Genomic DNA, 18,443 nt, shown 5'->3' on the forward strand with positions numbered 1-18,443 from the left:
GCGACGCGGAAGCCTTTGACGCCCGCTTTAGCTCGTGCAAACAGGCAGTCACTAAGCCTATAGAAGTGGATTGCTGGCTGCGGCCGCCCACCCCAACCGACAAGACGCTGAGGACATGACTGAGACCGCCACCGCCAAGCTCGCCTCCGGTTTTCCTCCCGCCGACTACGACAAGTGGCGCCAGCTCGTCGAAAAGGCGCTGAAGGGCGCCGATTTCGATAAGCGGCTCGTCGCCAAGACGGCCGACGGCCTGCGCATCGAGCCGCTCTACACCAGAGCCGATACGCTCCCGCAAGCGGATGCCACTGTCCCTGGCGGGGCACCGTTCACCCGCGGAAGCCACGCCAAGGCCGATGGCCTCGGCTGGCAGATCCACCAGCGCATCGTCGAGACCGATTCGGCGGCAGCCAACAAGGTGATCCTCGAAGAGCTGGACGGCGGCGCCAACGGGATCGTCCTTCAGATTGCCGGCCCCGGCCGCATCGGCATCAAGATCGAAAGCTCCGATGATGCCGCCGCAAGCCTCGCCGGCATGTTCGTCGACTACGCACCCTTCCAGCTTGCCGGCGGTATCAATGGCCTAGCCGCCGCGCGCCATTATCTGGCAGCGCTCCCGGCACTGAAGCGTGAGGAAGGCGGCACCGCCGTCTCGCGCCTCAATGTCGATCCATTGGGAACGCTCGCGCGCTTCGGCGCTGCCTGGGCACCGATCGATAAGGCGCTCGCCGAAACTGTGGCCTTCGCCGCAGAAGCAGGCGCAGCAGATCGCCCGCTGACGAGCATCCTCGTCGATGCCAGCGTCCCGCACGAGGCTGGCGCCAGCGAAGCTCAGGAGCTCGCATTCCTCGCTGCAGCGCTCGTCGCGTACCTGCGCGCCTTCGAAGCCGCTGGCGTTGCCCCGAAAGATGCCCTGCCGAGCATCGCGTTCGCGCTCGCCGTCGACACCGACCTGTTCCTCAGCGCCGCCAAGGTGCGCGCAGCACGCACCATCATTGCCCGCATCGCTGAAGCCAGCGGCGCGACTGCTTCAGGCTTGCACATCTCCGCCGTCACCTCCGAACGCGTAATGGCTAAGCGCGATCCGTGGACCAACATGCTGCGCACCACCACCGCATGTGCCGGTGCAGCGTTCGGCGGCGCCGACGCCATCAGCGTCCTCCCCTACACCTGGTCGCTCGGCATGCCCGACCGCTTCGCCCGCCGCATCGCCCGCAACACGCAGCTCGTGCTGCAGGAAGAGTCGCAGCTCGGCCGCGTCGTCGATCCGATCGGTGGCTCCTGGTATGTCGAGAAGCTCACGGCCGATCTCGCCAAGAAGGCCTGGGAGCTGTTCCAGGGCATCGAAGCCAAGGGCGGCCTCGTTGCCGCGCTTTCCGCCGGCGCTCTGCAGGACGACATCGCCGGCACCGCCGAGGCGCGCATGAAGGCCATCTCCACCGGCCGCATCGAGCTGACCGGCGTATCCGTCTTCCCGTTCCTTGGCGACGATGGCGTCAAGATCACCCCTTATCCCGCGCCAGCCGCGGCGCCAGCGCAGCAGGTGCGCCCGCTGACACCTCATCGCCTGGGCGAAGCCTTCGAGAAGCTGCGTGATGCGGGCGACGCGTTCCTCGCCAAGATCGGCAAACGCAAGCAGGTCTTCATGGCCAACCTCGGCGAGATCGCCGAGCACAACCGCCGTTCTCAGTGGATGTGGAACTTCCTCGCCGCCGGCGGCATCGAGGGCCTCACCAGCGACGGCTACAAGAGCCCGGCCGAGGCCGCAGAAGCCTTCAAGGCTTCCGGCGCCAAGATCGCGTGCATCTGCTCGTCCGACGAAGTCTATGCGCGCGATGCAGCAGCCACGGCCCAAGCCCTCAAAGCTGCAGGCGCCCAACGTGTTCTCCTTGCCGGACGTCCGGGCGAGGCTGAAGCTGCGTTGCGCGCGGCTGGTGTTGATGGCTTCATTTATGCGGGACAGGACGCAGTGAAGACGCTCGAGGATCTGCACAAGGCGCTGGCCCAGAGCTAGTCTCGCGCCCTGCGCTTATCCAGACGCAACGGAGGATAGCCCGTGGCCAGCCTGCGCTTTCTCGCCAGCCTCTTTGCACTCATCGCTATAGTCGCGCTCGTCGCCGACATGACGCCGATGCTGATCGGTACAGGCACGTTCCAGGCCCACAGCGTCATCAATTATTGGAGCGAGCTGGCACCGGCCTCGCTGCTCGCCACGCGCGACAGCATCAACGCCATGACCTTCCCGTGGGTATGGAATCCGGTGCTGCTCAGCGTCCTTAGCGCGCCGATGTCGTTGTTGTTCGGCTCGCTGGCGATCGTATGCGGCTACTTCGGCCGCCGCCGCGTGCAGATGAAGCTGCACATCAACTAACAGCCCTCACCGGGTCGCGATCTCTCCCGTCCGGAGGTTAAGTTTCGGCCGATGACTTAGCCTCTCCACGGCGGGGAGCGGCCGAAGCGAATGCAAATGAGCTTCGGGTGAGGGGGGCGAACTCTGTCGAAGCCTTTAGACCGCTGAACCGGGTAAAGACTTGGACTACTTCTTCTTCGCTGGTGGAGCCGCCGTCGTGCCGCCCTGCATGACGAGCGCCTTCACGCTGGTCAGCGCCGGCGGTAGCCCGCTACTCGGCGGAAAGATGATGTCGAGCGCGATGCCGCCGATCACCATCACCACCAGCAGCGAGATGAGTCGCATGACCCAGCCGCGGTGGCTCTTGTTCAGCAACTCGATCTCGGCATCGTCGACGCTGTCATCGCCTGGCGTCAGGAAGCCCTGCTTCAAGCCGAAGTACTTTTTCTGCACCGAGCGCCGCACATTGCCTTTGTGCTCGACGGCAAGACCGGCCCGCGCCGCGATCTTCTGCGCGATCTCGGGATAGGGAAAGCACGGATCTGAGTTCGCCTCGCTGACATAGCCGAGCTTGACCGGCGTATCGTCCTTGAGGATCAGCCGCGCACCCTGCAGCAGCACAGGTGCAACCGAGCCGCCATAAACCTCGCGGCGCGTCTCCACCGCTTTGATCTGGTCATAGGGAATGTCGTAGCTGCGATAGCGCATCATCGGCGTCGGACCGCGCCCCGATGGCAGCGTCATCTTCACCGACGTAGCGCCAAGCTCGATCCGCGCCCGCAGCGAATGCATCAGCTCGATCACCAGCAGAAACATGATGAACGCAAAGGCAATCGCCAGCACCACGAGGCCCGGAGTACCGTTCCAATGGCCTTGCGACACCCGCCAGAACAGCATCGGCGGCAAACTGATGAAGAACGGCAGCAGCAAGAGGAACGCGAACGAGAATGCGAACTTGCGCCCGCCACCCGCGGCGTAGACGTCTCGCTCACGCGGGGCCGAAGCTGGAGCAGCGGCACCCATCACTGCGGCATCTGCCATCGTTCACTCCCCCTAAATTGTTACTCGGCAACTCTGCGCAGATTGCATCACAATAACATGACCCTATTGGGTCTGCCGCAAGGATGGCCGCAACATTATATCAGGCGCACATTAGAACACGCTCAGTCACCATCCAATTCGGGGTGAGCCATGCTTTTCCGTAAGAACAAGACCGCCATGCCGACGTCCGAAACTGCACTCAAGGGCCGGCCGACGCCGATCCCCACCGCCGAAGAGCACGAGCTGTTTTCGCGCCCGCTGAAGGGTCCTTACCCGGCGGGCCTCGAGATGGCGATGTTCGGGCTCGGATGCTTCTGGGGCGCAGAGCGCAAGTTCTGGAACCTCGGCCCCGGTATCTGGATCACCGCTGTCGGCTATGCGGGTGGTCTGACGCCTAACCCGACCTACCAGGAGGTGTGCACCGGGCAGACCGGGCACAACGAGGTCGTGCTCGTCGTCTACGATCCAAAGGAGATCAGCTACCGCGATCTGCTCAAAACCTTCTGGGAAAGCCACGACCCGACCCAGGGCATGCGCCAGGGCAATGACGTCGGCACGCAATACCGCTCCGGCATCTACTATTACACCGATGCGCAGCGCGCCGCCGCCGAAGCATCGAAGGCTGAATACCAGAAGGCTCTCACCGCGAACGGCCTCGGCCGCATAACCACCGAGATCCTGCCCGCGCCCGAGTTCTTCTTCGCCGAGGACTATCACCAGCAGTACCTGTCAAAGGTACCGCATGGCTATTGCGGGCTCGGAGGCACCGGGGTTTCGTGCCCGATGCCAACGGGCGTAGCAGCCGAGTAAGAGGCTATTTCTTGGTCGCGGCCGTCGGGGTCGCGGCCATGGCCTCGTCTGCAGGCGGCGATGCGTTCGGACTGTTCAGCACGACTTTGCACTCTGCCGGCAGCTGCTCCATCGTGATCTGCCGCCGCGCGCTCGGCGGAATGTAGGGCGCTTCCGGTCCCTTGGGCTTGGGCTTTGGCTTCAGCGACGCTTCGATATTCTTGAGCCAGCCTTTCAACTCCGCCCCACAACCGTCATCCGCCTTCACCCCAGGTTGCGTCTCGCAACCGCCATTGGGGCAGCCGATACGGATATGGAAGTGGTAGTAGTGGCCCCAGATCGGGCGCACCTTGTAGAGCCACGCGCGATCCTTGCCCGCCGCTTGGCACAGCGCCTTCTTGATCGCAGGATGCACGAACACGCGCTCCACCGCCGAGTAGGATGCAGCACGCTTGATCAGCGCCACGTGCGCGGCCGTGAACACCTTCGGATCGACCGATAATTTCGTCTTGTCCAGCATCGATGTTGCCGAGATGTCTTCGCGCTCGCGCCGGCTCAGCGCACGGTTGGGCATCGGCGTCAGCCAGATATCGGCGTCGAGCCCTACCTGGTGGCTTGCATGCCCCGACAGCATCGGCCCGCCGCGGGGCTGCGAGATGTCGCCCACCAGCAGACCCGACCAGCCATCCTTCTTGGCTTCCGAGCCCAGCCGTTTCAGCAGCGCAATCAGCTTAGGATGCCCCCACGCGCGATTGCGCGACGGCCGCATCGTCTGCCAGTCAGGCCCCGCGTCCGCGAGATGCACACCGCCGGCGAGGCATCCCTTCGCATACCAGCCGATGGATCGCGCCTTGAGGTCAGCGGCGCCCTGCGCCTTGCCGAACAGATCACGCGCCAGGATTTTCGGCTTTGTGTCCTTCTTCGCGGCCTTCTTGGCGCTGCTTTTAGAAGGCGCTGACTTCTGCTCCGGCAGCGGCGCCGTTGCAGCGCGCTTGGCTTCGACCGGCGCAGGAGCCTTCGCAGCTGGTTCCGCGGCGACGGCAGGAGCCGCCAGCATCAATGCAAGGACAATGACCTTGTGGGTGCGTCGCATGGCTCCCCCAATGACTAAGTCAGAATAGCGAATTCAGGCCATACTAACGGGCTAGGGCCAAAAAGCGACCCCGACGCTTATTGATCGATTAACCTTTCAGCCAGCGACCAGCACAAATCCCGTGACCGAATTCCTCACAACCGGCCCCGACGACGCACCCTGCCACATACTCTTGGCGCATGGAGCTGGTGCGCCGATGACGAGCCCATTCATGGAGAAGATGGCCGGGCTTTTGACGACGCGTGGCTTGCAAGTATCGCGATTCGAGTTCGAATATATGGCTGCCCGGCGCACCGGTGGGAAACGGCGCCCACCACCCCGCGCCGAGAAGCTGACCGACGAATATCTCAGCGCGGTCAACGAACTTGCGTCGCTCAGCCCGCGCAAGCAAAAGCTCGTCATAGGCGGCAAGTCCATGGGAGGGCGCGTCGCCAGCCTCGTCGCCGATGAGCTGTTCAGCGCCGGCTCCATCGCCGGTCTCGTCTGCCTCGGCTATCCGTTTCACCCGCCGGGAAAGCCGGAAAATCTGCGCACTGCCCATCTTGAGAAGCTGAAGTGCCCCGCTCTCATCGTCCAAGGCGAGCGTGACCCATTCGGCTCGCGCACCGAGGTCGAGGGCTTTAATCTGTCACCGAAAATCTCTGTGACTTGGGCCAGCGACGGGGACCATGATCTCGGCCCCCGTGGCGGCAGCGGCTATACGCGCGCGGGCAATCTCGCGCTTGCTGCCGATACCATCGACGGGTTCGTCAACGGCATCGGCTGAAGCGCACTCAGCTTAGTCGTTGTCTTTTTTCTTTTTGCGCTCGACGACCTTGTCGCCAAGCTTTCCCTTGATGCTGTTGATGCCGTCTTTGAAGATGCCGTCGATCGTCTTGCGTGCTTCGGCGTCTTCCTTGCCGTCGGCGGCATCATACGTGGCCGCCCATACGATGTTCACCTCATCGAGGTCGTCGTCATCGGGGGTTACGGTGAACTGCGCCTCGTAGTTCTTCACCGGCAGCGGGCTCTCGACGATCTCGTACTTGTAGCTCGCGTTGCCGCGCTCCAGCAGCTTCTCCTTGATCTTCCCACCGTCCTGAAGCGTGAGGGTACGGTACTCGGCGTCGCCCTCTTTCGTTTCTTCGCAGGACTTGACTGCCGGATGCCACTCCGCGATCGCGCACCAGCCGCCGAACTGGCCCCAGAGCGCCTTCTTTTCTTCCTCGACCTTGGCCTCATCGACGCGAATTTCGAGCTTCTTGCCGGAGGTTAGGCTGGCGGCATTGGCACCGGCCGCAAACGGAAAGACGACGGCGGAAAGCACAAGGGCGGTGATCGGCAACTTCATCGTTTTCTCCCATATCGGGGCAACAGCCCACGTTTGTTTGTGCGCCGCTCCGGAAGAGGGCGAATTGGTACATTGTAACCTTCAGATGCAAAGAGTTCGAGGGATTTTTGCCTAATCAGGCAGCCGGAGCCGCGCTTCCATTAACTCGCTCCAGCTGCTCGACGAACTCGGCGAGCGAGCAGGGAAACCCGGTGTAGAAGCCCTGCACCGCATCGCAGCCTTCTCCACGCACGGCTGCAAGTTGATCGTCGGTCTCCACGCCCTCGGCGGTGACTTTGAGACCCAGACTGTGCGCCAGCATCACTATGGCACGCACAATCTTCAGCGAGCCTTCGCTGGTATTCATGTCGCGCACGAAGGAATGATCGATCTTTATGCGGTCGACTTTGAAGCGCTGCAGATAGCTGAGTGACGAGAACCCCGTACCGAAATCGTCGAGAGCAATAGAAACTCCAAGTTCGGCAAGTTCATCGAGGATGGCAATACTGATCGCGCAATCCCGAAGGAGAACGGACTCGGTGATCTCCAATTCCAGGCGAGACGGGTCAAGGCCGGAGACTTCTAGAGCCGAAGCCACGACTTTTCCGAGATCGCTGTTCTCGAACTGCAATGGAGAAAGATTGACCGCGACACCAACCGATCCCGGCCACTTGGCAGCCAGCGCGCACACTTTGCGTATGACCCATTCACCGATCTCTTGAATGAGCCCGCACTGTTCCGCCAGGGGAATGAACTCCGAAGGCAATACCATGCCGCGTTCGGGGTGGTTCCATCGCAACAGCGCTTCGGCCTGCTCGATCGCCCCGGTCTTCAAGCTGAAGATCGGCTGGAAATAGAGCTCAAGCTCTCCGCGCGACAGCGCGTTCCGCAGATCCAGTTCGGTTCGCCGCCGCCGCTGCATCCGCTCATTCAGTTGCTTTTCGTAGAAAACGTAGGTGCCGCGGCCCAACTCCTTCATGCGCCGCATGGCCAGAGCCGCATTGTGGATGAGCACATCAGCGGTCTTCGAATCTTCTGGTCCGATCGCGATCCCGATACTAGCCCCCAGCTGCAACGGTTGCCCCGCGACGATGAAAGGCTCTTCGACGACGGCGCCGATGCGTCGTGCCTGCCCGGCAACATCATCGTCCTTCAGATCGCCGACTTGGACCAGGGCGAATTCATCGCCGCCGATGCGCGCCAGAGCCTCACGGTCCCTGACAAGGGTCGCCAATCGACTGCCGATCGACTGCAGAATCTCATCGCCGGCCGCATACCCGAGCATCTCGTTGATGGCTTGAAACCGATCCAGGCCCACGTAGTGCACCGCAACCTTCTGACCGGTTTCCGCAACAAGCGCCAGGAGCTCGCTCAAACGCTGCTGGAAGCGCGTACGGTTGGCAAGCCGTGTCAGCGGATCAGAAAAAGCGTACTCGTACGCTCGGCTACGGGTCTCTTCGTGCTCCATAGCGATCATGCACAAGTGCAAGCACGTGCGCACGATCTGCCGCTCGAGCAGATTCGGTCCTCGCGAGCGCGGATAGTAGAACGCGAACGCGCCCAGCACGCGGCCATCGGAAGATTTGATCGGGCTGGACCAGCACGCGCGCAGACCAAGCGGCAGCGCGAGTTGCCTGTAGTCCTCCCACAAGGGATCGGTCGCAATATCGACGACCTCCACGGGCTCACCGCGATAGGCTGCCGTGCCGCAAGAACCCGCTTTCGCACCGATCGGCAACCCGTCGATCGCCGCCGAATATTCTTCAGGGAGACTGGGGCTGGCGATATGGCGCAGCCTGAGCTGCGGATCGACCTCCAATACCGAGCAGGTGACGGATGGCGCTAACTGTTCGACCTTGCGACACAGCGTATCCATGATGGCTTTCAACGGCAGTCCGTAAGCCATCGCCTCCAGCACCTCTTGCTGGATCAGGTGCAACCGCCAAGCAGCAGCTCGGCGATACTCGATCTTGGCGAACCACCGCTCGTCATAAAGGAAGCGGCCAATCTCCAACTCGACGATTTCGTTGCATCCCTGGCACGAGCAACGCTCCTTCACCTGGATGACGATCGCCAGGCCGTTCGCGTGCACCTTTTGCCAGATGTCGTTCCACCGCTCGGCGTCGAGGTCGAGCCAGAGATCCCAGACGTGCCTATGAGCGAGCTGATTGGCGGTTAAAGTGCAGGCCTCACCGAATGCGGGAGACCAACCGCGCAGTCGGCCGACCTCATCGAAGAGAGCAATCGGCGTATGGGGCGCGTGTTCTAGTCTCAGAACATCTTCACGCGCTGTCATCGGCAAAAGGCCATGCGTGTTGCAATCCGCGAGTCCGCGCGCACTCGATTACAAACTCATCTAACCATATAAAGAATAAGTTACAGAATGATTCTCATTTTTCGCTACGAAACTTCTTGAGCTTCACGTCGACCGGTGCCGCACGCGCGCCGTGCGCTGCAGTGCAGCGCGGGTCAACTCATCAAGTCGTAGGCCGTCCCCCAGAAGATCGAGGAACGACTTTTCGTCCGCCTGCAACGCCAGGTCACTCGCGGCGACTTCAGCCGCCAGAGCATAAGCGGTCTCGCGTAGTTCCCCGATCAGCGCTTCACCAATGAGCCGGACAACTTTGTTCACACCGTCGGGGCGTGAAAGCAGCTTTCCGCACGCCTGCGCTTCGCGCCCAAACCAGGCGTCATCGACCCCGCGAAAAGCAGGAAGCTCCCGCACCATCGAATGCATCCGTTCGATCTCGATTTGCGCGATCGTCCTGTCAGCCGCCGCTGCGGCCACCATCGCGTAGATTAGGGCCTCTTGGGGCGATAGCGTCGCCGCGGGTGAGGGTTGATCGGCCAGCACTGGTCTTGAGCCTCCGCTTATGGCATTGGCGCCGCGTCATGGCGCCCGTTCCGACGCAATGACGTTGACGTATGCGCCGGCCCGAACATAGGGTTCCCGCCACTTCGTTTCCACGCCTGCAACCTCCTCCAGACATAGAAAACAATACGCGATGTCGTCTCCCGTCCCTGCCCCAACCTCTGCTCTCGCCGACGCGAAGGCCTGGCCCTTCGAGGAGGCGCGTCGGCTTATCAAGCGGCTGGAGAAGATAAAGGGCGGCGAGGAAAAGGCCGTTATATTCGAAACGGGCTACGGCCCGTCGGGCTTACCGCACATAGGCACTTTCGGCGAGGTCGCCCGCACCAGCATGGTCCGCCACGCTTTCGAGCTGCTGACCGAGGGCAAGTGGCCAACGCGCCTCATCTGTTTCTCCGACGACATGGACGGCCTGCGCAAGGTCCCCTCCAACGTCCCGAACCAAGAGCTGCTTCACGCAGCTCTCGAAAAGCCGCTGACCAATGTGCCCGACCCGTTCGGGAAGTTCGAAAGCTTCGCGCATCACAACAACGCCATGCTGCGCGACTTCCTCGATCGCTTCGGCTTCTCCTACGAGTTCATGTCGGCGACCGAGGCCTACAAGTCCGGCCGCTTCGACGAGACGCTCCTGAAGATGCTCCACGCCTACGACAAGGTCATGGAGATCATCCTGCCGACACTTGGCCCGGAGCGCCGCGCCACCTATTCGCCTTTCCTTCCGATCTCGCCGCGCACGGGCAAGGTGTTGCAGGTACCGATGGTCGAACGCCATCCGCGCAAGGGCACCATCGTCTATATCGATCCCGACTCCGGCGAGAAGGTGGAAACCCCCGTCACGGGCGGCGCGGTCAAGTGCCAGTGGAAGGCGGACTGGGCCCTGCGCTGGACAGCGCTCGACGTCGACTACGAGATGGCCGGCAAGGACCTCATCGACTCCGTGCAGCTCTCATCACGCATCTGCAAGGCTCTCGGCGGCACCCCGCCCGAAGGTTTCAACTACGAGCTGTTCCTCGACGACAGGGGCGAGAAGATCTCCAAGTCGAAGGGCAACGGCCTGACGATCGACGAGTGGCTGAAGTACGCAAGCCCTGAAAGCCTTGCGCTCTTCATGTTCCAGAAGCCGAAGACGGCCAAGCGCCTTTACTTCGACGTCATCCCGCGCGCCGTCGATGAATACCTGCAGCTTCTTTCGGCATATGGCCGCCAGGACGACAAGGGCAAGCTGGATAACGCCGTCTGGCATATTCACACCGGCAACCCACCGCCTGCAAATGTGCCGATCACGTTCGCGCTCCTGCTCAACCTAGTCGCCGCCTCCAACGCCGACGATAAGGAAGTGCTGTGGGGCTTCATCCGCCGCCACGTCAAAGGCGTCAGCCCCGAAACACATCCGCTGCTGGACGAGATGGCCGGCTATGCCGTGCGCTACTACGCCGACTTCGTGAAGCCGCGTAAAAAGTACCGCCACGCCGACGACGTCGAGACTGCCGCCCTGCGCGCGCTGTCCGACACCCTTGCCGCCGCCAGTCCGGACGCGACCGCCGAGGAGCTGCAAGGCCTCGTCTACGACGTTGGCCGCTCGGTGCCGCGCTATCAGGATCTCAACGCCAAAGGCGCAACGCCAGAGCGTCCCGGCGTTTCGAACGCCTGGTTCAATGCCATCTATGAAGTATTGCTCGGCGAAGAGAAGGGGCCGCGCTTTGGCAGCTTCATCGAGCTCTATGGCATCAACGAAACACGTGCGTTGATCGATAAAGCACTCGCCGGCGAGCTGACGAAAGCGACGTGATCACAGACCGGGGCGAGCCTGAGCCCGCCTCGTCTGTCGCCGCAAGCCTCTTTCACGCCACGTCACTGCGCGTGCCGACGCCCTGCATCCCGGCAACCTCGACGCCCCACGTATCGCGAATGAGGCCGAACAGCTTGGCCTCGCGAGCGCGGATCTCGTCGGCGCACCACACGCTCGCCTCCACGGCGTCGCGCGTAATCGCCAGCACCGGAGGATCATCGACGCCACCGCGATAGATTTCGCGCTTGCGATGGAATTCTTGGTTACGGGCGCGGTCGTTCTGCTTCTGCGTCACGGCAACGAGATTGCCGAGACTCTCGGTGCAAATCTCGCGCTCTTCCGCATCGGCAAACCAGCGCCGCCATTCGCTCGTCGCACCGGGACGCTGCGGCAGCACATGCTCGACGCTGTAATCCTTCGGATCGAGCACAGTCGTACTGCGCGTCAGCTCGTCGTTGAGGCGCAGCAGCAGTTGCTTGCACACTTGAGCGTCGCGTCGATACATCGAGCGCAGGTGATAGCCGATGTTGCGGATCTCATCGCGTGACAGTGCGAACGGGCCTTCTCCCGGCCTCACCGGCGCACGCGACCTGATGATCTGCACGACCTCCGACATCCGCCGCACGCGCTTGCCCGACCCGACGCACAGAACGCGCAACAGATGCGCGAGCCGGTCGATCTCCTTGAGCAGCAGCTTTGCCCGTCCCCGATCCTCGCTGTACTGCTGCATCACCAGCATGGCAGCCGGCGCCCAATCGCCTTCCGGCAGCCGCCCCAGGTAGACGAGGTAGCGTCGCACCTCAGGATCGATATTGAGACTGACGTCCCCTGCGCGCAGCACCGTGTCGTAAGCTTGAGACAGTGGGGCGACGATGTTGTTCAAGAACGCTTCCGGCCCACCCGCCTCGCTGATCGTCCGCCGCACGCCGGCGATGATCTTCGTGTCGCCGCGGCCATAGACAGCGAACACATGGCTGAAGAACGTCTCGAAGCGCGCGCCCAGCAGCCGCGCTGCGTTGTCCCATTTCTCGATTGCACCAGCCCGTCGCTGCTCGGGGACTCCCTTTAGCACTTCTGCCTTCAGGATATCGTTGCGCTGCAGCGAGCGACCGCGCTCGTTCAGAACGGTGAAAAGACGGTGCGCCCTATCGATGTCCCGCGTCAGCACGACGACGAAATGACATTGATCGCATAGATAGTCGGTCAGCCGCCGCCGGTCGCTCTCGTCGAGCACCGAGAGCTCGCTTACGAAAAGATCGCGCACCATAAGCAGGCGATCCTCGGCTTCGCTCAGCGCACCGGAATCGACATTGCTGAGGCATGCACCGCGCGCCTGAATATGGTTCTCGAGGAATGCTTGCTCACCCGCGCTCACCTCTACGCGGAAGCGTGCCCCGAACTGTCTCAGGGCTCCAGCATCGGCAGCGACGAGTTCATCGAGACGATTGCGCGCACCCCAGCGCCAACGCTCGGTCCCAAGATCCCGAAGAACAGCCGCGAGCACCGCCAGGGTCACCAGACGCTGCTGTCCGTCGATGATCTCGAACATCCGCGGCTCGCGGTCGCGCGCCACCGGCAGGTCGCCGCCGCTTCCATCCAGTAGCAGTATGGCGCCAAGGAAATAGTCGGGCTCTGCTGCGTCCGTAACGCCGCCAACACCAGCCGCCGCAAGCAGATCCTGCAGCAACTGTCCAGCCTCAACTGTGGTCCACGAGTACGGCCTCTGGTAACAGGGCACGGAGAAGTGGAATGGAGTCGAGAAGAGATGCGTTAGTGTCAGAGACGCTGTAGGGAGACCGGGGAACATATAACTTCTTTTGGTTTCGGCCTTAGCAAATGCCAAGTCCACTCGTCGAGCGCCAGAACTATGAAGCTACCATGACTGCACGCACCATGACAGATACGATCTTTGAAAAGCAGCGTTCGACAGCACATGGCTCGCGCAATGTTGATCGACAGCGGCAGTTCCGCGACGCTGCGACAGACGCGCACAACACGCGCGCAACTTTGTCGCTGCCATTGTGCTTGGGTGTGCGATGAAAACTTCTCGCGCAGTTGTCTTCAAGGTATCACCGCGCGCTGTGTGGGAAGCCGCATGTCAAGCTGGTGCTTTTACCGGGTCAGCCGACGATCAACGCGACGGCTTTATCCATTTGTCGCTTGCCTCACAACTTGCCGGAACGCTGGCCAAACACTTTCGCGGGCAGAATGACCTGCTGTTGATACAGTTTAACGCGCACGAACTTGGCGACGCGCTCCGCTGGGAAATATCGCGCGGCGGCGAGGAATTCCCACACCTCTATAGTGCACTGCCTACAGCAATCGCGACAGCGACGCATTCACTGCGCCTCGACGAAGACGGCGTTCCCAGACTACCCGAGGGATTTCAATGTTGAAGGCACTGTTTGACCTCGCGCCGCGCGCACTTAGGCTGCTTGCACCAGAGGAAGCGCACGAGCTCACTCTGAGGGCCCTCGAACTTGGCGCCCACCCCAACGCGCCACCAGATCCTCCAATGCTCGCGACGAGCTTTGCAGGTCTCACTCTGAGCAATCCCATAGGAATCGCTGCTGGTTTCGACAAAGACGCGCGCGTGCCCGACGCAATTCTGCGGCTTGGCTGCGGCTTCGCCGAGATCGGAACCGTCACGCCGCTGCCCCAGCCTGGTAACCCGAAGCCGCGCGTGTTCAGGCTGCTGCACGATCACGGCGTTATCAATCGTCTCGGCTTCAACAACAGCGGACACGATGCCGCTCTGGAGCGTCTGCGGCGCAGGCCGCGCCAAGGTATTGTCGGCGTCAACATCGGCGCCAACAAGGATGCAGCCGATCGCATCGCTGACTACGTGCGCGGCATCGACACGTTCTATGACGTCGCAAGTTATTTCACGATCAACATATCTTCGCCCAACACGCCGGGCTTGCGCGACTTGCAGGACCCGGCCGCCCTGCGCGATTTGCTGACGCGCGTTTTCGCCTCGCGAACGAAACAGATGGACGCTGGGAAGCCCAAACGTCCGATCATCGTTAAACTTGCACCTGACATTCCCGAGGAGTTGCTCGTCGAGGTCCTCGCTGTCCTCACCGAGCAAAACGTCGACGGCATCGCGATCTCGAACACGACCCTATCGCGCCACGGTCTGCGCGATAGCAACGCGCGCGAAGCCGGCGGCCTTTCCGGTCGCCCGCTGTTCCACCGCTCTACCATCACGCTGGCACGGGTCTATCGAGCGACCGGGGGGAGAACCCCGCTCATCGGCATCGGTGGCATCGACAGCGGTGGCGCCGCGCTCGCCAAGATCGAAGCCGGCGCCACATTGGTGCAGCTTTACACCGGCTTGATTTACGAAGGCCCGAGCCTCATCGGCCGCATCAAGGCAACGATGGCCGATGCGGTACGCCGTCACAACGTGCACGCGATCGGCGACCTCGTCGGCCGGCGTGCCGACGAGTGGGCGGCAAAGCCGCTCGAAGGGTAGCCTAAGGTTAGCGCGTTCCTGAGGGCGGTGCTGGCGGGTCGTCCGGACCGCGGCTAGCCTTGATCAGCCGCGCAATGAACCAGACCGGCACCACCACCATCGCGCCGAGAATGAAGTAGCCCAGCACCGACTCGATCGCCCCGAAGCCCAGATCATAAATGCGACGGAGCAGCACATTGATCTGATAGAAGAAATTATCAGGCGTGATGCCGAGCGCAGATAGTATGATGCCGACCACGATCGACAGTATGGTGAGCCGGACGAGAACCCCCAGCACGCTCCCGCCGAGAAACGTAGTGCGGTCCATGGGGTCGTTCTCCTCTCGCGCGCCGAACTAGCGGCGTCCCTATATCTACCGGCTAATGTCGTGTCCCGCCATTAGCACAGTTGGCGGGGGCTTTCGACAGGAACGCGTCCGGTAGTACAGCGTGGCATGATCAGTTGACGACGACGAAACGAGTTAAGAGCACCGCCAAGCGTCGCCGCTCCGATCCCCAGCGGACGGCCGAGCCGCTGCTTCCCGAACCCTTCGCCGGATGGTTCGCGGCACGTGGCTGGGCACCGCGGCCGCACCAGCTCGCCCTGCTTGAAGCCGCGCGAGAGCGCCGCTCCACCTTACTGATCGCTCCGACCGGTGCTGGCAAGACGCTCGCCGGGTTCCTGCCGAGCCTCGTCAGCCTTGCCGAAGGGCCGCGCCGCAACCGGTCCCAGCGCTTGCACACGCTCTATATTTCCCCGCTGAAAGCTCTCGCAGTCGACGTCGCCCGCAATCTCACCGCGCCCATCACCGAGATGCAGCTTCCGATCCGCACTGAGACGCGCACCGGCGATACCTCCGTTGCGCGCCGCGCGCGGCAACGACACACGCCGCCCGATATCCTGATGACGACGCCGGAGCAGATCGCGCTGCTCCTGAGCCACCCCGACGCCACCGAACTGTTCGCGGGTCTCGACACCATCATTCTCGACGAGCTTCATGCCCTCGCCTCGACCAAGCGCGGCGACCTGCTGGCTTTGAACATTGCGCGTTTGCGGGCCATCGTGCCCGGCTTGCGCACTGTCGGCCTTTCGGCCACCGTCGCCCGGCCCTCTGAGCTACGCGCCTACCTGGCTCCCCAGGCCACGCCCAGCGACCGGATCGAGATGGCCGAATTAGTGCACATCGCCGGGGGGGCGAAGCCGCAAATCGACATCCTCGAACTCGACGACGCGATGCCCGGCGTCGGCCACACCACCCGATACGCCATCAAAGAAATCTATGCCGCCATCGCCGAACGCAAGCTCTGCCTCCTGTTCGTGAACACGCGCATGCAGGCGGAGCTGCTGTTCCAGGACCTCTGGCGCGTCAACGAGTTGAACCTGCCCATCGGCTTGCACCACGGCTCGCTCGACGCCCAGCAGCGCCGCAAGGTGGAAGCCGCCATGGCCGCCGGCACACTCCGCGCCGTCGTCGCCACCTCCACCCTCGACCTCGGCATCGACTGGGGCGACGTCGACCTCGTCATCCACGTTGGTGCCCCCAAAGGGGCCAGCCGCTTCATCCAGCGCATCGGCCGCTCCAACCACCGCTTTGATGAGCCATCGCAAGCGCTTCTCGTACCCTCGAACCGCTTCGAGGTACTGGAGTGCCGCGCCGCCGTCGATGCCGCCGAAGCCGGCGCCCAGGACGTCACCTTCTCGCGGCGCGGTGCCCTCGACGTGCTTGCCCAGCACATCCTCGGCACCGCCTGCGCCGGCCCCTTTGATCCCGCCGCGCTCTATGCCGAGGTGACATCCGCGGCCCCTTATGCCGCGCTCGACCGAGCCACGTTCGGCCGTGTGCTCGGCTTCACCGCCGACGGCGGCTATGCACTCAAGAGCTACGAGCGCTACGCCAAGCTCAAGGCCATGCCCGACGGGCGTCTGCGCATCGCCCATCCCCGCTTCGCGCAAAGCTACCGCATGAATGCCGGCACCATCGTCGCCGCGCCCACTATCAAGGTGCGGCTCGCCGGCCGACGCTCAGCCGCCATGCGCCACGGCTTCGTCGGCGGGCGCGTCATGGGCGAGGTCGACGAATACTTCATCGAGCAGCTTCGCCCCGGCGACGCCTTCGTCCTTGCAGGGAAGGTGCTGCGCTTCGAGGGCATGAGCGAGAACGAAGCATTCGTCAGCCGGGCCAGCGCCCGCGATCCTGTCATACCCAGTTACAACAGTGGCAAATTTCCCCTTTCGACGCATCTGGCCGAGCGCGTGCGCGCTATGCTCGCCGACGCCTCCCAGTGGAACCGCTTGCCCTCGTCGGTCGCCCGATGGCTGGAACTGCAAGAGGAGCGCTCCGCCATCCCGGGTCGTGACGAATTGCTGGTCGAAACCTTCGCCCGCCGCAACTGCCACTACCTTGTGACGTATCCGTTCGAAGGCCGGCTCGCGCACCAGACACTGGGCATGCTGCTGACGCGCCGCCTCGACCGTGTTGGCGCTTCGCCCCTCGGCTTCGTCGCCAACGACTATGGCATGGCAGTCTGGGGACTGGGCGATCTGTCGGCTCTCGTCGCCTCGGGCAAGCTCGACCTCGATGATCTTTTCGACGAGGACATGCTCGGCGACGACCTCGACGCCTGGCTAGCGGAATCGAACCTCATGAAGCGCACCTTCCGCCAGGTCGCGCTCATCGCCGGCCTTGTCGAGCGTCGCCACCCAGGTCGAGAGAAGACCGGGCGCCAAGTCGCGCTATCGACCAACCTCATCTACGACGTGCTTCGCCGCCACGATCCCCACCACATCCTTCTTGAGGCCGCCTGGGCCGATGCGGCCACAGGCCTGCTCGACATTGCCCGCTTGGGCGATTTTCTGCGCCGAATCAACGGCAGAATCAGGCATCAACCATTAGACAGACTGTCGCCGCTTTCCGTGCCGATCCTTCTGGAGATGGGCAAAGAGGCTGTCGCTGGCTTCGCGCGGGAGGATCTGCTGCGTGAAGCTGCGGCCATGTCGCGGCTCCAGGGCCCGATAGAGGAGACGCAATGCTCGAACTGAAACCTGAGCGCCTCGCCTATGACGACTTCCAGGACCAGGAAATCTCCGTCTGCGGCAAGCGCTTTCGGGCCGATATGTCCGGCGCCCTCTATTGGCCCAGCGAGGACGTGCTCATCGTCGCCGACCTGCATCTTGAAAAGGGCTCCTCCCTCGCCAGCCGCGGCCAGCTCGTTCCACCCTACGACACCCGCGAGACGCTGCAGAAACTCGCCGAAGCCATCGACCGCACGGACGCCGCAACCATCATCGCGCTCGGTGACAGCCTGCACGACGTCGATGCCTCCGCGCGCATCGGCCTGGAAGAGATCGAGATCCTGCAGATCATGCAGGACGAGCGCGAGTGGATCTGGGTCACCGGCAACCACGACCCTTCGATCGGCTCACGCCTCGGCGGCACTGTCGTCACCGAGATAGAGGTCGAAGGCATCGTCCTGCGCCACGAGCCCCGGCCCGGCCACGTAACACACGAGATCGCCGGGCATCTGCATCCCGCTGCCAAGCTCTCCATGTACGGCTACACGCTTCGCCGCCCCTGCTTCGTCGGCAACGGCCGTCGCCTCGTGATGCCGGCTTTCGGCACTTACACAGGGGGCCTCAATATCCTCGAAGACGCGTTCGAACCGCTGTTCAGCAACGATGGCATGCATGTCTGGATACTGGGCCAGGAAGGCCTCTACCCGGTCGCAACGCGTCTCCTGAAGGAAGACTGA

The 18,443-nt window shown here is 62.9% G+C and carries 16 protein-coding genes; 9 read left to right on the forward strand and 7 right to left on the reverse strand.

The window, feature by feature from the left end; genetic code table 11:
- Positions 1-115 precede the first annotated feature (115 nt).
- A complete protein-coding gene (locus ACP15D_RS07495; RefSeq protein ID WP_424956909.1) occupies positions 116-2,011 on the forward strand; it encodes a methylmalonyl-CoA mutase family protein in 1,896 nt (631 codons plus the stop codon).
- 42 nt (positions 2,012-2,053) lie between these two features.
- Positions 2,054-2,368: a hypothetical protein gene (locus ACP15D_RS07500; protein WP_424956910.1), complete on the forward strand. Its 315-nt coding sequence runs from the start codon at positions 2,054-2,056 to the stop codon at positions 2,366-2,368.
- Positions 2,369-2,533: 165 nt separating this feature from the next.
- Here ACP15D_RS07500 and ACP15D_RS07505 read toward each other — a convergent pair whose 3' ends face one another.
- Positions 2,534-3,388 (reverse strand): hypothetical protein, encoded by an 855-nt coding sequence (locus ACP15D_RS07505; RefSeq protein ID WP_424956911.1) that lies wholly within the window; start codon positions 3,386-3,388, stop codon positions 2,534-2,536.
- A gap of 150 nt (positions 3,389-3,538) precedes the next feature.
- Between ACP15D_RS07505 and msrA the strand changes: the two genes are divergently transcribed.
- Positions 3,539-4,198, forward strand: coding sequence for a peptide-methionine (S)-S-oxide reductase MsrA (gene msrA, locus ACP15D_RS07510; RefSeq protein WP_424956912.1), 660 nt, complete (start codon positions 3,539-3,541; stop codon positions 4,196-4,198).
- A gap of 4 nt (positions 4,199-4,202) precedes the next feature.
- On the opposite strand, the gene mepA is transcribed toward msrA, so the two are convergent.
- Positions 4,203-5,270 carry a penicillin-insensitive murein endopeptidase gene (gene mepA, locus ACP15D_RS07515; protein WP_424956913.1) on the reverse strand — a complete coding sequence of 356 codons (1,068 nt, stop codon included), beginning with the start codon at positions 5,268-5,270 and terminating at the stop codon, positions 4,203-4,205.
- Positions 5,271-5,391: 121 nt separating this feature from the next.
- Between mepA and ACP15D_RS07520 the strand changes: the two genes are divergently transcribed.
- Complete coding sequence (locus ACP15D_RS07520) at positions 5,392-6,036, forward strand: alpha/beta family hydrolase (protein WP_424956914.1); 645 nt, start codon at positions 5,392-5,394, stop codon at positions 6,034-6,036.
- Between the two features lie 12 nt (positions 6,037-6,048).
- On the opposite strand, the gene ACP15D_RS07525 is transcribed toward ACP15D_RS07520, so the two are convergent.
- From ACP15D_RS07525 to ACP15D_RS07535, 3 genes are all read right to left on the reverse strand, one after another.
- On the reverse strand, positions 6,049-6,600 hold the full coding sequence (locus ACP15D_RS07525) for an SRPBCC family protein (protein WP_424956915.1): 552 nt from the start codon (positions 6,598-6,600) through the stop codon (positions 6,049-6,051).
- Between the two features lie 115 nt (positions 6,601-6,715).
- A complete protein-coding gene (locus tag ACP15D_RS07530; protein ID WP_424956916.1) occupies positions 6,716-8,875 on the reverse strand; it encodes a putative bifunctional diguanylate cyclase/phosphodiesterase in 2,160 nt (719 codons plus the stop codon).
- A gap of 123 nt (positions 8,876-8,998) precedes the next feature.
- Positions 8,999-9,370, reverse strand: a complete 372-nt coding sequence (locus ACP15D_RS07535) for a tellurite resistance TerB family protein (RefSeq protein ID WP_424956917.1) — start codon at positions 9,368-9,370, stop codon at positions 8,999-9,001.
- A gap of 214 nt (positions 9,371-9,584) precedes the next feature.
- Between ACP15D_RS07535 and ACP15D_RS07540 the strand changes: the two genes are divergently transcribed.
- Positions 9,585-11,237 carry a lysine--tRNA ligase gene (locus ACP15D_RS07540; protein WP_424956918.1) on the forward strand — a complete coding sequence of 551 codons (1,653 nt, stop codon included), beginning with the start codon at positions 9,585-9,587 and terminating at the stop codon, positions 11,235-11,237.
- Positions 11,238-11,289: 52 nt separating this feature from the next.
- Here the strand turns inward: ACP15D_RS07540 and ACP15D_RS07545 are convergent, their stop codons facing one another.
- On the reverse strand, positions 11,290-13,044 hold the full coding sequence (locus ACP15D_RS07545; protein WP_424956919.1) for a DUF262 domain-containing protein: 1,755 nt from the start codon (positions 13,042-13,044) through the stop codon (positions 11,290-11,292).
- 229 nt (positions 13,045-13,273) lie between these two features.
- Between ACP15D_RS07545 and ACP15D_RS07550 the strand changes: the two genes are divergently transcribed.
- Both ACP15D_RS07550 and ACP15D_RS07555 read left to right on the forward strand, forming a co-directional pair.
- Positions 13,274-13,633 carry a DUF952 domain-containing protein gene (locus ACP15D_RS07550; protein WP_424956920.1) on the forward strand — a complete coding sequence of 120 codons (360 nt, stop codon included), beginning with the start codon at positions 13,274-13,276 and terminating at the stop codon, positions 13,631-13,633.
- The gene (locus ACP15D_RS07555; RefSeq protein WP_424959189.1) at positions 13,630-14,715 is read left to right on the forward strand and encodes a quinone-dependent dihydroorotate dehydrogenase; all 1,086 of its coding nucleotides are present in this window, start codon (positions 13,630-13,632) and stop codon (positions 14,713-14,715) included. The genes ACP15D_RS07550 and ACP15D_RS07555 overlap by 4 nt, the downstream gene beginning before the upstream one ends.
- A 7-nt stretch (positions 14,716-14,722) precedes the next feature.
- Here the strand turns inward: ACP15D_RS07555 and ACP15D_RS07560 are convergent, their stop codons facing one another.
- A complete protein-coding gene (locus ACP15D_RS07560; protein WP_424956921.1) occupies positions 14,723-15,022 on the reverse strand; it encodes a DUF6460 domain-containing protein in 300 nt (99 codons plus the stop codon).
- Positions 15,023-15,156: 134 nt separating this feature from the next.
- Here ACP15D_RS07560 and ACP15D_RS07565 point away from each other — a divergent pair, with 134 nt between their 5' ends.
- Entirely contained in the window at positions 15,157-17,733 is a 2,577-nt protein-coding gene (locus ACP15D_RS07565) for a ligase-associated DNA damage response DEXH box helicase (protein WP_424956922.1), read from the forward strand.
- Complete coding sequence (gene pdeM, locus ACP15D_RS07570) at positions 17,721-18,443, forward strand: ligase-associated DNA damage response endonuclease PdeM (RefSeq protein WP_424956923.1); 723 nt, start codon at positions 17,721-17,723, stop codon at positions 18,441-18,443. The genes ACP15D_RS07565 and pdeM overlap by 13 nt, the downstream gene beginning before the upstream one ends.

It is taken from the genome of Hyphomicrobium sp. 1Nfss2.1 (genome assembly GCF_965243865.1).
In the GTDB taxonomy this organism is placed as follows: Bacteria; Pseudomonadota; Alphaproteobacteria; order Rhizobiales; family Hyphomicrobiaceae; genus Hyphomicrobium_A.

Excerpts from the sequence above, each read along its gene's own strand:
- ACP15D_RS07495 (WP_424956909.1), top strand. The coding sequence starts at position 116 with ATGACTGAGACCGCCACCGCCAAGCTCGCCTCCGGTTTTCCTCCCGCC.
- ACP15D_RS07505 (WP_424956911.1), bottom strand. The coding sequence starts at position 3,388 with ATGGCAGATGCCGCAGTGATGGGTGCCGCTGCTCCAGCTTCGGCCCCG.
- msrA (WP_424956912.1), top strand. The coding sequence starts at position 3,539 with ATGCTTTTCCGTAAGAACAAGACCGCCATGCCGACGTCCGAAACTGCA.
- mepA (WP_424956913.1), bottom strand. The coding sequence starts at position 5,270 with ATGCGACGCACCCACAAGGTCATTGTCCTTGCATTGATGCTGGCGGCT.
- ACP15D_RS07525 (WP_424956915.1), bottom strand. The coding sequence starts at position 6,600 with ATGAAGTTGCCGATCACCGCCCTTGTGCTTTCCGCCGTCGTCTTTCCG.
- ACP15D_RS07530 (WP_424956916.1), bottom strand. The coding sequence starts at position 8,875 with ATGACAGCGCGTGAAGATGTTCTGAGACTAGAACACGCGCCCCATACG.
- ACP15D_RS07535 (WP_424956917.1), bottom strand. The coding sequence starts at position 9,370 with ATGGTGGCCGCAGCGGCGGCTGACAGGACGATCGCGCAAATCGAGATC.
- ACP15D_RS07540 (WP_424956918.1), top strand. The coding sequence starts at position 9,585 with ATGTCGTCTCCCGTCCCTGCCCCAACCTCTGCTCTCGCCGACGCGAAG.
- ACP15D_RS07545 (WP_424956919.1), bottom strand. The coding sequence starts at position 13,044 with ATGTTCCCCGGTCTCCCTACAGCGTCTCTGACACTAACGCATCTCTTC.
- ACP15D_RS07550 (WP_424956920.1), top strand. The coding sequence starts at position 13,274 with ATGAAAACTTCTCGCGCAGTTGTCTTCAAGGTATCACCGCGCGCTGTG.
- ACP15D_RS07560 (WP_424956921.1), bottom strand. The coding sequence starts at position 15,022 with ATGGACCGCACTACGTTTCTCGGCGGGAGCGTGCTGGGGGTTCTCGTC.
- pdeM (WP_424956923.1), top strand. The coding sequence starts at position 17,721 with ATGCTCGAACTGAAACCTGAGCGCCTCGCCTATGACGACTTCCAGGAC.